Source organism: Streptomyces sp. NPDC043812, assembly GCF_056436245.1.
Genome location: NZ_JBWKCY010000006.1, coordinates 87,296 through 101,509, shown reverse-complemented (window position 1 = coordinate 101,509; position 14,214 = coordinate 87,296). Strand labels below are relative to the sequence as shown.

Below are 14,214 nucleotides of genomic sequence, written 5' to 3'. Positions count from 1 at the left end.
CGCCTGCGGGCAGCTTCGATCCGGGTGCGTGACGCATCCGGGTCGACGCAGGGATTCGGGCGGTAGGCCCCCTTTGGGGCGTACCGCCCGTACCCTGTATCAGAGGACGTCAAATAGCGGGCGTCCACGACTGAAGGAAACAACACCATGCTTATCGCTCAGCGCCCTTCGCTGACCGAAGAGGTTGTTGACGAGTACCGCTCGCGGTTCGTCATCGAGCCCCTGGAGCCGGGCTTCGGCTACACGCTCGGCAACTCCCTTCGCCGTACGCTCCTCTCCTCGATCCCGGGTGCGGCTGTCACGTCCATCCGCATCGACGGTGTCCTGCACGAGTTCACCACCGTGCCGGGCGTCAAGGAGGACGTCACCGACCTCATCCTGAACATCAAGCAGCTGGTCGTCTCCTCGGAGCACGACGAGCCGGTCGTGATGTACCTGCGCAAGCAGGGCCCCGGCCTGGTCACCGCTGCTGACATCGCCCCGCCGGCCGGTGTCGAGGTGCACAACCCCGACCTGGTGCTCGCCACGCTGAACGGCAAGGGCAAGCTGGAGATGGAGCTGACCGTCGAGCGCGGTCGCGGCTACGTCTCCGCCGTGCAGAACAAGCAGGTGGGCCAGGAGATCGGCCGTATTCCGGTCGACTCCATCTACTCGCCGGTCCTCAAGGTCACCTACAAGGTCGAGGCGACCCGAGTCGAGCAGCGCACCGACTTCGACAAGCTCATCGTCGACGTCGAGACCAAGCAGGCCATGCGCCCGCGCGACGCCATGGCGTCCGCCGGTAAGACCCTGGTCGAGCTGTTCGGTCTGGCCCGCGAGCTCAACATCGACGCCGAGGGCATCGACATGGGCCCGTCCCCCACGGACGCCGCCCTTGCCGCCGACCTGGCGCTGCCGATCGAGGAGCTCGAGCTCACCGTTCGTTCGTACAACTGCCTCAAGCGTGAGGGCATCCACTCCGTGGGTGAGCTCGTGGCGCGCTCCGAGGCCGACCTGCTCGACATCCGCAACTTCGGTGCGAAGTCGATCGACGAGGTCAAGGCGAAGCTGGCCGGCATGGGCCTGGCCCTCAAGGACAGCCCGCCCGGATTCGACCCGACCGCCGCTGCCGACGCCTTCGGCGCCGACGACGACGCGGACGCCGGGTTCGTCGAGACCGAGCAGTACTGAGCCGTCAGGCTCGACCCCACTTCCGGCGGGCATCCGTCCGCCGGTAACTGACACCGGTACCTGATACGGCCGGTGCAGATCACAAGGAGAAACCCATGCCGCGTCCCACCAAGGGAGCCCGTTTCGGTGGCAGCGCCGCTCACGAGAAGCTGCTTCTCGCGAACCTGGCGAAGTCGCTGTTCGAGCACGGCCGCATCACCACGACCGAGGCCAAGGCCCGCCGCCTGCGTCCGGTCGCCGAGCGCCTGATCACCAAGGCGAAGAAGGGCGACATCCACAACCGTCGCCTGGTGCTGCAGACGATCACGGACAAGGGCATCGTGCACACGCTCTTCACCGAGATCGCCCCGCGTTACGCGGAGCGTCCGGGTGGCTACACCCGCATCACCAAGATCGGCAACCGTCGTGGCGACAACGCCCCGATGGCTGTGATCGAGCTGGTCGAGGGTGAGATCGCGAAGAAGGCGACCGTCGCCGAGGCCGAGGCCGCCACCAAGCGTGCGGTCAAGGAAGACGCCCTCAAGAAGGACGAGGCTGTCGAGGCCAAGTCCGACGAGGCTGCCGAGGCTCCGGCCGAGGAGTCGAAGGACGCCTGAACCGCGTTCTGATGGCTGACGGACGGGCCCGTATCCCTTCGGGGATGCGGGCCCGTTCCGCGTGTGTGCGAGCTTGAGAGGATGGATCGCGTGAGCGACGAGGTGGAGCCCGGCTTCGTGCGGGTGCGGCTGGATCTGTCGTACGACGGCAAGGACTTCTCCGGCTGGGCGAAGCAGGCCGGCGGCCGGCGCACGGTGCAGGGTGAGATCGAGGATGCCCTGCGCACGGTGACCCGGTCCGGGACGACGTACGAGCTGACGGTCGCCGGGCGTACGGACGCGGGTGTGCATGCGCGCGGACAGGTGGCGCACGTCGATCTGCCCGTCGAGCTGTGGGCCGAGCACCGGGACAAGCTGCTGAAGCGGCTGGCCGGGCGGCTCTCGCGCGATGTACGGATCTGGAGCGTGGCCGAGGCGCCCGCCGGGTTCAACGCACGCTTCTCCGCGGTCTGGCGGCGTTACGCCTACCGCGTGACCGACAACCCCGGCGGCGTCGACCCGCTGCTGCGCGGTCATGTCCTGTGGCACGACTGGCCGTTGGACGTCGACGCGATGAACGCCGCGGCCGGGAGGCTGGTGGGCGAGCACGACTTCGCCGCGTACTGCAAGAAGCGTGAGGGCGCGACGACGATCCGTACCCTGCAGCAGCTGTCCTGGGAGCGGGACACCGCCGGGGTCATCACCGCCACGGTGAAGGCCGACGCCTTCTGCCACAACATGGTGCGCTCGCTCGTCGGCGCGCTGCTGTTCGTCGGCGACGGGCACCGGCCGGTGGAGTGGCCCGCGAAGGTCCTGGCGGCCGGAGTGCGGGACTCGGCCGTGCACGTGGTGCGGCCGCACGGGCTGACGCTCGAGGAAGTGGGCTACCCGGCCGACGAGTTGCTGGCCGCCCGCAACCGGGAGGCCCGCAACAAACGTTCGCTGCCCGGCCCTTCGCCGACCGCCGGTCCGCTACTGGGCGGGTGCGGTGGCTGCGGCTGAGGCCTGCGCCTCGCCGCGCCGCACGATCTGACGGAACGCGAACTCGCCCACGTCGTCACCGGTGCGGTACGCCTTGGCGTCGTTCTTCGTCACCGACTTGGCCTTCGTGTAGCCAGTCACGGTGAAGTAGGCGTAGCGGCCGTAGGAGTTGTAGGTGTTCCGGCAGGTCGGGCCGCCCTTGCAGAAGCTGCCGATGCCCGCGCCGGGCATCGGCGCGATGCCGCCCTTCGCCTCCTGTACGACCTTCTTGGCCTTCGCCTCGTTCTCGAACGTCGCGACGCCCACGGTGACCGCGATGCCGTCCTTGACGTAGCTGGCGCGGAAGACCTGTTCGCAGCCGTGCTTCTCCAGCACCGAGCCGAGCGCGCCAACGGTGATGGAGGCGCAGTTGCCCGTACGGGACGTGGCGCCCTTGGTGTAGACGCGCTCGTCGTCGCCGTCGCCCATCGTCAGCTTCTTGCCCGGGAAGAGTCCGTCCGCGCTCAGCGGCGCCGTGTCCTTCTTGCGCTCCGAGACGAAGTCCTTCGGGTTCGGCGGCGGCAGGGGGGCCACCGAGGAGAAGGACGGCTGGGGCTGGGTGGTGTCCTGCGGCAGGGTGGGGGCGGTGGGCAGTCCGCCGTTCTTGTCGGCTGCGGTGCTGCCGCCGGTGTCCTTGTTGGACGAGACGATCGCGGTCGCCACGATCGCGGCGATCACGGCGGTGGCGACGGCGCCGCCGCCCACCATCAGCCAGCGCCTACGGCGGGCACGGGTGGCAGAGGCATCGGCCAGCGCTGCCCAGTCGGGCGTCCCCGAGTCGCGGTCGGACCGCTGGCCGAACGCGTCGAAGGAGCCGGCGCCGCTGTCGTACGGGCTCTGCTGCGAGCCCCCGTACTGCCCCCGGCCGTACGGGTCGTTGAACGGGTCCTGGTTCTGTCCGCCGGACCCCCACTGAGGTCCCCCCTGCCCAAAGCTCATGCCGCGCATCCTAAACCTGTTGGGCGACAGCGGTGTCGGCGGAGAGAATCGGCCCCATGGGACATGTGGAAGCGGCGCACCTCGAGTACTACCTACCGGACGGGCGGGTGCTCCTCGGCGACGCTTCCTTCCGCGTCGGTGAAGGAGCGGTGGCCGCCCTGGTGGGGGCCAACGGAGCGGGCAAGACGACGCTGCTCCGGATCATCGCCGGGGAGCTCGAGCCGCACAGCGGCTCGGTGTCGGTCAGCGGCGGGCTGGGTGTGATGCGCCAGTTCGTCGGCTCCGTACGCGACGAGCGCACGGTCCGCGATCTGCTGGTGTCCGTGGCCCAGCCGAGGATCCGCGAGGCGGCTGCCGCGGTCGACACAGCCGAGCACGCGATCATGACCGTCGACGACGAGGCCGCGCAGATGCGGTACGCCCAGGCGCTGAGCGACTGGGCCGAGGCACGCGGCTACGAGGCCGAGACCGTCTGGGACATGTGCACGATGGCCGCGCTGGGTGTGCCGTACGAGAAGGCGCAGTGGCGTCAGGTGCGCACGCTGTCCGGCGGCGAGCAGAAGAGGCTGGTGCTGGAGGCGCTGCTGCGCGGTCCGGACGAGGTGCTGCTCCTGGACGAGCCGGACAACTATCTGGACGTGCCGGGCAAGCGGTGGCTGGAGGACCGGCTGAAGGAGACCCGCAAGACGGTCCTCTTCGTCTCCCACGACCGGGAACTGCTGGCACGGGCGGCGGAACGGATCGTGGCCGTGGAGCCGGGCCCGGCCGGTTCCGATGTCTGGGTGCACGGTGCGGGCTTCGCGACCTTCCACGAGGCGCGCAAGGCACGCTTCGCGCGCTTCGAGGAGCTGAAGCGGCGCTGGGAGGAGAAGCACGCGCAGCTGAAGAAGCTGGTCGTCAATCTCCGGCAGGCGGCTTCGGTCAGCCACGAGCTCGCCTCCCGCTACGCGGCGGCGCAGACGCGGCTCCGCAAGTTCGAGGAGGCCGGCCCGCCGCCGGAGCCGCCGCGGGAGCAGGACATCCGGATGCGGCTGCGCGGCGGGCGCACCGGGGTGCGGGCCCTGACGTGCTCCGGTCTGGAGCTGACGGGCCTGATGAAGCCGTTCTCGCTGGAGGTGTTCTACGGGGAACGGGTGGCGGTGCTCGGCTCGAACGGCTCCGGAAAGTCACACTTCCTGCGGCTGCTGGCGGGAGACGCCGTGGCGCACACGGGGGAGTGGAAGCTGGGCGCGCGGGTGGTCCCCGGGCACTTCGCCCAGACACACGCGCACCCGGAGCTGCTGGGCCGGACGCTGGTCGACATCCTGTGGACGGAACACGCGAAGGACCGGGGCGGCGCGATGTCGGTCCTGCGGCGCTACGAACTGGAGCGCCAGGGGGACCAGCCGTTCGACAAGCTCTCCGGCGGCCAGCAGGCGCGCTTCCAGATCCTGCTGCTGGAGCTGCAGGGCACGACGGCGCTGCTGCTGGACGAGCCGACGGACAACCTGGACCTGGAGTCGGCGGAGGCGCTGCAGGCGGGCCTGGAGGCGTACGAGGGCACGGTGCTCGCGGTGACGCACGACCGCTGGTTCGCGAAGTCCTTCGACCGGTATCTGGTGTTCGGCTCGGACGGGGTGGTGCGCGAGACGGCGGAGCCGGTGTGGGACGAGCGGAGGGTGGAACGGGCGCGCTAGGGCGGGCGCGTTTTGACCCATGCGGGGCTGCGCGGGTACTCTCGTCGATTGTTATACGTATTGGCTTCCTCGTTCTCACGCGAAGGGCCCTTACGTAGGTTCCCTGGAGCAGTTACCAGTGGCTCACATACGGGCTTCGTCCCTGGCATTGTGAGCCCCAGCTGCATGATCGCTTCAGAGGATTCGTGTGTCTGGAACCCATCCACTGAAGAAGCGAAGGCTACGAAGTGCGTACGTACAGCCCCAAGCCCGGCGATGTCACGCGCCAGTGGCACATCATCGACGCGCAGGACATTGTCCTGGGCCGTCTGGCGACAACGGCAGCGAACCTCCTCCGAGGCAAGCACAAGCCGACCTATGCCCCGCACATGGACATGGGTGACTTCGTCATCATCATCAACGCCGAGAAGGTCCACCTCTCCGGCAACAAGAAGACCCAGAAGATGGCGTACCGCCACTCCGGCTACCCGGGTGGTCTCCGCTCCGTCCGCTACGACGAGCTTCTCGCGAAGAGCCCGGAGAAGGCCGTGGAGAAGGCCATCAAGGGCATGATCCCGAAGAACACCCTGGGCCGTCAGATGCTCTCGAAGCTGAAGATCTACGCGGGCGAGAACCACCCGCACGCTGCTCAGCAGCCGGTCCCGTTCGAGATCACCCAGGTCGCGCAGTAATTCCGGCCACCCCCTAAGACGTAAAGAAAGATCTGAGGAGAATCGTGGCCGAGACCACTGTTGAGACCCCCGCCGAGGGCACCGAGGGCGAAGAGACCTTCGCCGAGGTCACCACCTTCGAGTCGGAGACGCCCGTCGAGGGCGAGTACACCTCCGAGTCGCTCGCGTCCCGCTTCGGCGACCCGCAGCCGGCCGCCGGCCTGGGCCGCCGCAAGAACGCCATCGCCCGCGTCCGGATCGTTCCGGGCACCGGCAAGTGGAAGATCAACGGTCGCACCCTTGAGGACTACTTCCCCAACAAGGTGCACCAGCAGGAAGTCAACGAGCCCTTCAAGGTGCTCGAGCTCGACAACCGCTACGACGTCATCGCCCGTATCTCGGGCGGCGGTGTCTCCGGTCAGGCCGGCGCCCTGCGCCTCGGCGTGGCCCGTGCGCTGAACGAGGCGGACGCCGAGAACAACCGCGGCGCCCTGAAGAAGGCCGGCTTCCTCTCCCGCGACGACCGTGCGGTCGAGCGCAAGAAGGCCGGTCTCAAGAAGGCCCGTAAGGCCCCGCAGTACAGCAAGCGCTAAATCGCACGCTGCCCGTACAAGCTGGTACGGCTTCTGTACGGCTTTTCGTTCGCCCCGGCGGCACATTCCGTGCTGCCGGGGCGTTCGTTTATCGACCCGACGACCTCGGGCGTAATAACGGTTCGAGTAATCAGCTCTCTCGGAGGACAACTGTGGGACGACTCTTCGGAACGGATGGTGTACGCGGTGTAGCCAACGCCGACCTCACGGCCGAGCTCGCGCTCGGCCTGTCGGTCGCCGCGGCACATGTACTCGCGGAGGCGGGTACCTTCGCGGGCCATCGCCCGACCGCGGTGGTCGGCCGTGACCCCCGCGCATCCGGAGAGTTCCTGGAGGCCGCCGTTGTCGCAGGCCTCGCCAGTGCCGGTGTCGACGTGCTGCGCGTCGGTGTGCTGCCCACCCCCGCGGTGGCGTATCTCACCGGTGCGCTCGGCGCCGACCTCGGTGTGATGCTCTCCGCCAGCCACAACGCCATGCCCGACAACGGCATCAAGTTCTTCGCGCGCGGCGGGCACAAGCTGGCCGACGAGCTGGAGGACCGCATCGAGCAGGTCTACGAGCAGCACCGCACCGGTGAGCCGTGGGACCGGCCGACCGGCGCGGGCGTGGGCCGGGTCACGGACTACGACGAGGGCTTCGACAAGTACGTCGCCCACCTCATCGCCGTCCTCCCCAACCGGCTCGACGGGCTGAAGATCGTCCTCGACGAGGCGCACGGCGCGGCCTCCCGGGTCTCGCCGGAGGCGTTCACGCGTGCCGGGGCCGAGGTCGTCACCATCGGTGCCGAGCCCGACGGCCTCAACATCAACGACGGCTGCGGCTCGACCCATCTGGAACTGCTGAAGGCCGCCGTCGTCGAGCACCGCGCCGACTTCGGCATCGCGCACGACGGCGACGCGGACCGCTGCCTCGCCGTGGACGGCGCGGGCAACGAGGTCGACGGCGACCAGATCCTCGCGGTGCTGACGCTGGCGATGCGCGAGGCGGGGACGCTGCGCGGCAACACCGTCGTCGCCACGGTCATGTCCAACCTCGGCTTCAAACTGGCGATGGAACGCGAAGGCGTCGAGCTGGTGCAGACCGCAGTCGGTGACCGCTACGTCCTGGAGTCCATGAAGGCGCACGGCTTCGCGCTCGGCGGCGAGCAGTCCGGGCACGTCATCGTCCTGGACCACGCGACGACCGGCGACGGCACGCTGACCGGTCTGATGCTGGCGGCCCGCGTCGCCGCGACCGGCCGCTCGCTGGCCGAGCTCACCGCTGTGATGCAGCGGCTGCCGCAGGTGCTCATCAACGTGCGTGACGTCGACAGGTCGCGGGTGGACACCTCCAAGGAGCTGGCGACCGCGGTCACCGAGGCCGAGCGGGAGCTCGGCGCGACCGGTCGCGTACTGCTGCGTCCGTCGGGCACGGAGCCCCTGGTGCGGGTCATGGTCGAGGCCGCGGAGATCGAGCAGGCGCAGAGCGTCGCCGGCCGGCTCGCCGATGTGGTGAAGTCCGCGCTCGGCTAGGCCGGTGCACACGCTGTCGGAGGGGGCTCGTACGGTTACGTACGGGCCCTCTTCCGGCTTCTGCGCCACAGGTACTTCTGCGTGAACAGTGTCAGCGTGCCCGCGAGCACGATGCCCAGCAGGTTCAGCAGCAGCTGTTCCGTGGAGCCCCAGGCCTGCCCGTACTCGGAGTAGCTGAAGGCCACGGCCGCGTTCGCCGCCGCAGGGACGGTGGTCACCGAGATCGCGACGCCGACCAGCGCACCGGACTTCGCCGAGGTCAGCGACAGCATGCCCGCCGCGCCTGCCAGCAGGGCCACGATGAACGAGAACCAGTCGGGGGCGTAGATGAAGGCCGTGTTCGGGCGGTCGGCGGCCAGTTGCGCCGCGCTGAAGAGGTCGAGCGCGCCCATGGCGTAGCTGAAGGCCACCGTGACCAGCATCGCCGCACCGAATCCGACGATCAGCGCGAGGAAGGACCGCCAGGCGAGCCTCGCGGCGCGCCGCACCAGTGCCGTGCAGAAGCCGGCGAGCGGGCCGAACTCGGGGCCGACGGCCATCGCGCCGACGATCAGGATCGCGTTGTCGAGCACCACACCGCACGCCGCGATCATCGTCGCGAGCGTCAGGAACGCGAGGTAGGTGACGCTGAGCGTCGACTCCTCGTGGGTGGCGTCGGTCAGCTGCTCCCACAGGACCGCGTCCGCGCCCTCGCCCGGAGCGTCCTCCTCCGCCTGCTCGGCGCGGGTCGAAAGCGACAGGTGGATGTCGTCGACGGCGATGGACCCGGTCTTGTCGATGCCGCGCTCCCGCAGCTCGGCCAGCAGTCCGTCACCGGCCTCGCGTGCGACGTCGCACAGCACCAGATCGCCCTGCGGATCGCGGGCCGCGCCCGGCAGGACGACCAGATGCGCCGTGCCGACGGTCTGCTCCAGCAGGTCCACCACGTCGGTGGTCCGGTCGGCCGGGGTGATCAGCCGTAGGTGCAGCACGCGGGCTCCTAGAGCTTTCGCAGGGACAGGCGCTGGACCTTGTGGTCGGGCCCTTTGCGCAGCACCAGTGTGGCGCGGCCGCGCGTGGGCGCCACATTCTCCAGCAGATTGGGCTTGTTGATGGTGCGCCACATGGTGCGGGCGTAGTCGAGGGCCTCCTCCTCGGAGACCTGGGTGTACTTGCGGAAGTACGAGAACGGGTTCTGGAACGCGGTCTCGCGCAGCTTGCGGAAACGGTTCAGGTACCAGGTCTCGATGTCCTCGGCGCGGGCGTCGACGTACACGCTGAAGTCGAAGTAGTCGGCGAGGCCGACCCGGGTGCGGCCGTCCTTGCCGGGCAGCGCGGGCTGAAGGACGTTGAGGCCCTCGACGATGAGGATGTCCGGGCGGCGCACGGTGAGGCGTTCGTCCGGGACGATGTCGTAGATGAGGTGGGAGTAGACGGGGGCGGTGACCTCGTCCTTGCCCGCCTTGATGTCGGCGACGAACCGGGTCAGCGCCCGGCGGTCGTACGACTCGGGGAACCCCTTGCGCGACATGAGCCCGCGGTCCCTGAGCTCCTTCATCGGGAGCAGGAAGCCGTCGGTCGTGACCAGCTCGACCCGCGGGTGCTCGGGCCAGCGGGCGAGGAGCGCCTGCAGCAGGCGCGCGACGGTGGACTTGCCGACGGCGACGGACCCGGCGACGCCTATGACGAACGGGGTGCCGCGCTGGGCACCGTGGCCGTTGCCGGCGTCGCCGAGAAAGGTGTTGAGCGCCCCGCGCAGCTCGCCGGTGGCCTGCACATAGAGGTTGAGCAGCCGTGACAGCGGCAGATAGACGTCACGTACCTCGTCGAGGTCGATGACGTCCCCGAGGCCGCGCAGCCGCTCGACCTCGTCGGCCGTCAGTGGGAGCGGGGTTTTCTCGCGCAGCGCGCTCCACTCCGCTCGGGTGAGGTCGACGTAGGGGGTCGACGCTGGCTCTGCCCGGCGGTGGGCGCTTCGTGGCGGCGAAGAGATCACGGGCCCATTGTCGGTGGTACAGGGCTGTTGTGGGGGGTGGGGTGGGTCACGCGGAGCAGGGCGGCCACGGTGGAATGTCAGTGGCGTGGGTCACAGTTGTGGGAGAGGTGGGCGCTGCCCGGCGTCCACGAACCCCGAGGGGTGACCCATGACGTATGCGATCCAGGCAGAGGGCTTGGCGAAGCGGTTCAAGGAGACCGAAGCGCTGGCGGGGGTGGATCTCGCCGCGGATGCGGGCACGGTGCTCGGCCTGCTCGGCCCCAACGGCGCGGGGAAGACGACGGCGGTGCGCATCTTCGCGACGCTGTTGCGCCCCGACGGCGGCAGAGCGCTGGTGGCGGGCCATGACGTCGTGCGGGAGGGGGAGTGGTGCGCTCCCTCGTCGGTCTGACCGGCCAGTACGCCGCAGTGGACGAGAACCTCACGGGCACGGAGAATCTGCTGCTCATCGGCCGGCTGCTCGGTCTGCCGAGGCGCGACGCGAAGGCGCGGGCGGGTGAGCTGCTGGACCGGTTTCAGCTGAGCGACGCGGCGGGCAGGGCCGTGAAGACGTTCTCCGGCGGTATGCGGCGGCGCCTGGACCTGGCGGCGAGCCTGGTCGGCCGGCCCAGCATCCTGTTCCTCGACGAGCCGACCACGGGCCTGGACCCGCACAGCAGGGGAGAGCTGTGGGACATGCTGCGCGCCCTGGTGGCCGACGGGGCGACCGCCCTGCTGACGACGCAGTATCTGAACGAGGCGGATGTGCTCGCCGACGACATCGTGGTGATCGACAAGGGCAGGGTGATCGCCGAAGGCACTCCCGATCAGCTGAAGTCCGAGGTCGGCGGCCAGGTCCTGGAGCTGCGGCCGGTGCGGTCCGCAGATCTTGCGACGGCCCACGGGCTGGTGGCGGAGGCCGCAGGCCCGCAGACGCGGATCGAGGGTGCGCTGGTCACGGCGCCGGTGAAGGACCCCGAGCTGATGCCCGCGGTCGTGCGCCGGCTCGACCGGGAGGGGATAGCGGTCGGGGAGCTGTCCTTGCGCCGCTCCTCGCTGGACGAGGTGTTCCTCGCGCTGACCGGGCACCGGGCGGAGCCCGAGCGGCCCGACGGAGCGGAGGAACTGGACGAGGGCGAGCCGGAGAAGGCGGTGAGCTCGGTATGACCGCGACGACGATCACCACGCCGGTCACCAAGTCCGGCCGGGTGCGGCCCCTGTCGGGGCTCCAGCAGACGCTCACGATGGCGTGGCGGAGCCTGGTGGCGGTCAAGCACAATCCACTGGAGCTGGTGGACTACAGCATCACGCCGATCATGTTCGTGTTCCTGTTCACCTATGTCCTGGGCGGCCAGATGGCCGGTTCCCCGGACGCGTATCTGAAATACGCGCTGCCCGGCATCATCGTGCAGAACACCCTGTTCATGACCATGTACACCGCGATGGCGCTCAACACGGATCTGACGAAGGGCGTCTTCGACCGCCTCCGCAGCCTCCCGATAGCCCGCTCGGCGCCACTGGTGGGCCGCATCCTGGCAGACCTCACCAAGCACGTGTGGGCGATGCAGCTGATGCTCGGACTCGGGTTGCTGATGGGCTTCCGGATCACCGGGGGCGGGGTGCTGCTGGTGGTCTTCGCGGCCGCCGTGTCGTGGAGTGCCGTGCTGATCGGAATGCTGGCGGGCGACGCGGAGAAGGTGCAGGCGTTCGCGTTCACCATCATCTTCCCGATCACCTTCACGAGCAGCGCCTTCGTCGTGGTCGACACCATGCCGGGCTGGCTGCAGGCATGGAGCGACGTCAATCCGGTCACGCACCTGTCGGACGCCTACCGCGGACTGCTGGTCGGCGGACCGGTCGCGGAGCCGGTGCTGTGGTCGCTGCTGTGGGCGGCCGGGATAGCCGCGGTGTTCTACCCGCTGGCGATGCGGGCGTACCGGGCGAAGGTCTGAGCCGACGGTCCCGGGCATCCGGTGATCACATGGCCATCACGATTGCGTTCCGCGACAGGCCGCGTGATCAACAAGCGTCCGGGCGCACCTTATCGTCGGGCTCAGCAGCAACGATGTGGGACGGGCGGCTGTGTGAACGCCTGCTCCGGGAGGGGTCGTTGCGCTTCACCCACGAGGAAGACTCATGAGAAACACTGTCGTACGCCGTTCCGCCGTTGCCGTCTCCGCCCTGTCCCTGGCCCTGCTGGTCGGCGCCTGTGGCGGGGGCTCCGGCGACAAGGGCACGGACACGGACGGCACGGGGGGCAAGGGCAAGGAGGCCGCCGCCAAGGCGCTGAGCGCGGCCGAGCTGGAGAAGCTCGCGCTCGCCCAGGGGGATGTCGAGGCGCACAAGGTGGCGAAGGCGGGGCCCCAGGACGAGATCGCCGCGAAGGACGTCACGGCGGGCAAGGCCGGCTGCGAGCCGCTGGCTCAGCTGCTGAGCGGCGTGCCGAACGGAGAGCCGGGGGCGACCGTGAAGCGCAGGGTCACCTCCGAGCCGAAGAAGGACGGCAGCGCCGGCAAGGACCTCGGCGATCTGACGGAGAAGGAGATCGACGACGCGATGGCGAACGCGTTCGACGTCACGACGACGCTGTCGTCGCTCTCCTCGTACGACGGCACGGGCGCCCAGGACGTCATCGCCGGTCTCGGGACCGCGGCGACCGCCTGCGCCGACGGATTCACGATGACGATGGCCGGTAGGGAGCAGAAGGTCACCAAGGTCGGCGAGCTGCAGATCTCGGGCGGCGACGAGGCCGTTGCCTGGTCCGTGGAGGCGGATCAGGAGGGCGAGAAGGTGTCGTACACGCTCGCCGCCGTGCGTCAGGGCGGGACGGTCGCCTCGTTCTCCTCGGTCAACCTTGTTGCCCTGAAGGACGAGAAGGCGACCAAGCTGCCCACCGCGGTCATCGACGCGCAGGTGGCCAAGCTCGGCTGAGCCGCGGGTCTCGGCCGGGGCGGGCGGGGCCAGTTCTGATCGGAGCGGTCCGCTCGGCGAGAACCGGTCCGATCCGAACGACCCCAGCCGTCGCCAGGTGTGTGCGCCCGCCCTAGGGCGGGCGCACACACCTGGCGTGGGGGGCGACTCCCGCCAGGCTCAGCGAGACACGAGCCTGGGGAAGGCGCCAGAAATAGCCGCCCGTTGGGAGCGAGGGGCCGCAGCCGTCGGTTCTTGCCGGTCCGGCCCCGCCCGAGTCGCGGGGAGCTCGCCGCGATGATGCAATGAAATGCGGTGATGCCGTGGATCCGGCGGCCCGGCCGCCCGCACAGCGGAGGTTTTTCCCGCCTCACCCCCTCGTCGGACCGAGCCACGCGCACCAGCCGAACCGAGCCACGCGAGGAGCCGGCATGAGTGTCGACGAATTCTCCGAAATGGGACCTGTCGACTATCTGGTCTTGGAGTTTCCCGGAAACCGGATGACGGGCGAGGCACTGCCTCTGCTCCTCGAGCTGGTGGACCGGCACATCATCCGGATCCTCGACCTCACGTTCGTCGGCAAGGAGGCGGACGGGACGGTCAGGGGGCTGCAGCTCGCCGACTTCGACGGCGACGGCCAACTCGACCTGGCCGTCTTCGAGGGTGCCTCTTCGGGACTGCTGGACGAGGAGGACATCCAGGAGGCCGCGTCCGTCCTCGAACCGGGGAATTCCGCGGGCATCATCGTCTACGAGAACGTGTGGGCCGGGCCCCTGGCGGCTGCGCTGCGGCGCAGTGGCGCCCGGATGGTGGCCAACGGACGGATCCCGGTCCAGGATCTCCTGGCTTCCCTCGACGCAGCCGAGGCACGGTCCGCCGCCTGAGGCGGCCCGCAGGGTTGCCCGTACGACAAGGACGCATCTCATGCCAGGTCTACTTCGTGGAGTCGCACGCACCGCTGTCGTCGCCGGCACGGCCACCGCGGTGTCCAACCGGGTGTCGCGGCGCCAGGCCGGCCGATGGGCGCAGCAGGACTATGCGCAGACCCCCGCCGAGCCGGCGCCGGGCCACGGGGCGCCCGCCCCGCCCCCTCCGCCGGAGTCCTCGATGGAAAGCAGGATCGCCCAGCTGAAGGATCTGGCCGACCTGAAAGCGCAAGGGGTCCTCTCCGAGGCCGAGTTCGCGGCCGAGAAGAGCCGCATTCTCAACTCCTGAA

At 69.4% G+C, this 14,214-nt stretch carries 14 protein-coding genes and 1 pseudogene; 12 read left to right on the top strand and 3 right to left on the bottom strand.

Translation table 11 applies throughout. From position 1 onward, the window contains the following. Positions 1-147: 147 nt before the first annotated feature. The 3 genes from AC067Z_RS11185 (at position 148) to truA (ending at position 2,747) form a co-directional block, all read left to right on the top strand. Positions 148-1,170, top strand: coding sequence for a DNA-directed RNA polymerase subunit alpha (locus AC067Z_RS11185; RefSeq protein ID WP_003956430.1), 1,023 nt, complete (start codon positions 148-150; stop codon positions 1,168-1,170). Positions 1,171-1,265: 95 nt separating this feature from the next. Continuing rightward, a complete protein-coding gene (rplQ, locus tag AC067Z_RS11180) occupies positions 1,266-1,766 on the top strand; it encodes a 50S ribosomal protein L17 (protein WP_478789222.1) in 501 nt (166 codons plus the stop codon). A gap of 90 nt (positions 1,767-1,856) precedes the next feature. Beyond that, entirely contained in the window at positions 1,857-2,747 is an 891-nt protein-coding gene (gene truA / locus AC067Z_RS11175) for a tRNA pseudouridine(38-40) synthase TruA (RefSeq protein ID WP_478789221.1), read from the top strand. Here the strand turns inward: truA and AC067Z_RS11170 are convergent. Next, entirely contained in the window at positions 2,718-3,704 is a 987-nt protein-coding gene (locus AC067Z_RS11170; RefSeq protein WP_478789220.1) for a hypothetical protein, read from the bottom strand. The genes truA and AC067Z_RS11170 overlap by 30 nt on opposite strands. A 56-nt stretch (positions 3,705-3,760) precedes the next feature. On the opposite strand from AC067Z_RS11170, the gene AC067Z_RS11165 reads away from it, so the two are divergent. The 4 genes from AC067Z_RS11165 to glmM all read left to right on the top strand — a co-directional run bounded on the left by AC067Z_RS11165 (position 3,761) and on the right by glmM (position 8,134). Continuing rightward, the gene (locus AC067Z_RS11165; RefSeq protein WP_478789219.1) at positions 3,761-5,380 is read left to right on the top strand and encodes an ABC-F family ATP-binding cassette domain-containing protein; all 1,620 of its coding nucleotides are present in this window, start codon (positions 3,761-3,763) and stop codon (positions 5,378-5,380) included. A 227-nt stretch (positions 5,381-5,607) separates the two neighbouring features. Then, a complete protein-coding gene (gene rplM / locus AC067Z_RS11160) occupies positions 5,608-6,051 on the top strand; it encodes a 50S ribosomal protein L13 (protein ID WP_478789218.1) in 444 nt (147 codons plus the stop codon). 44 nt (positions 6,052-6,095) lie between these two features. Beyond that, the gene (rpsI, locus tag AC067Z_RS11155; RefSeq protein WP_478789217.1) at positions 6,096-6,623 is read left to right on the top strand and encodes a 30S ribosomal protein S9; all 528 of its coding nucleotides are present in this window, start codon (positions 6,096-6,098) and stop codon (positions 6,621-6,623) included. A 152-nt stretch (positions 6,624-6,775) separates the two neighbouring features. Next, on the top strand, positions 6,776-8,134 hold the full coding sequence (glmM, locus tag AC067Z_RS11150) for a phosphoglucosamine mutase (RefSeq protein ID WP_478789216.1): 1,359 nt from the start codon (positions 6,776-6,778) through the stop codon (positions 8,132-8,134). Between the two features lie 35 nt (positions 8,135-8,169). Here the strand turns inward: glmM and AC067Z_RS11145 are convergent, their stop codons facing one another. Further along, positions 8,170-9,105 (bottom strand): DUF389 domain-containing protein, encoded by a 936-nt coding sequence (locus AC067Z_RS11145; protein ID WP_478789215.1) that lies wholly within the window; start codon positions 9,103-9,105, stop codon positions 8,170-8,172. An 8-nt stretch (positions 9,106-9,113) separates the two neighbouring features. Then, entirely contained in the window at positions 9,114-10,109 is a 996-nt protein-coding gene (gene coaA / locus AC067Z_RS11140) for a type I pantothenate kinase (protein ID WP_478789214.1), read from the bottom strand. A 148-nt stretch (positions 10,110-10,257) separates the two neighbouring features. On the opposite strand from coaA, the pseudogene AC067Z_RS11135 reads away from it, so the two are divergent. The 5 genes and pseudogenes from AC067Z_RS11135 (at position 10,258) to AC067Z_RS11115 (ending at position 14,213) form a co-directional block, all read left to right on the top strand. Next, positions 10,258-11,255, top strand: a pseudogene (locus AC067Z_RS11135) (ATP-binding cassette domain-containing protein). Then, on the top strand, positions 11,252-12,040 hold the full coding sequence (locus AC067Z_RS11130) for an ABC transporter permease (protein ID WP_478789213.1): 789 nt from the start codon (positions 11,252-11,254) through the stop codon (positions 12,038-12,040). Before AC067Z_RS11135 ends, AC067Z_RS11130 begins: the two are co-directional and overlap by 4 nt. A 184-nt stretch (positions 12,041-12,224) precedes the next feature. Then, the gene (locus AC067Z_RS11125; protein ID WP_478789212.1) at positions 12,225-13,019 is read left to right on the top strand and encodes a hypothetical protein; all 795 of its coding nucleotides are present in this window, start codon (positions 12,225-12,227) and stop codon (positions 13,017-13,019) included. A 410-nt stretch (positions 13,020-13,429) separates the two neighbouring features. Next, a complete protein-coding gene (locus tag AC067Z_RS11120; protein ID WP_478789211.1) occupies positions 13,430-13,882 on the top strand; it encodes a DUF6325 family protein in 453 nt (150 codons plus the stop codon). Positions 13,883-13,922: 40 nt separating this feature from the next. Beyond that, positions 13,923-14,213 (top strand): SHOCT domain-containing protein, encoded by a 291-nt coding sequence (locus AC067Z_RS11115; protein WP_478789210.1) that lies wholly within the window; start codon positions 13,923-13,925, stop codon positions 14,211-14,213. Position 14,214 lies beyond the last annotated feature (1 nt).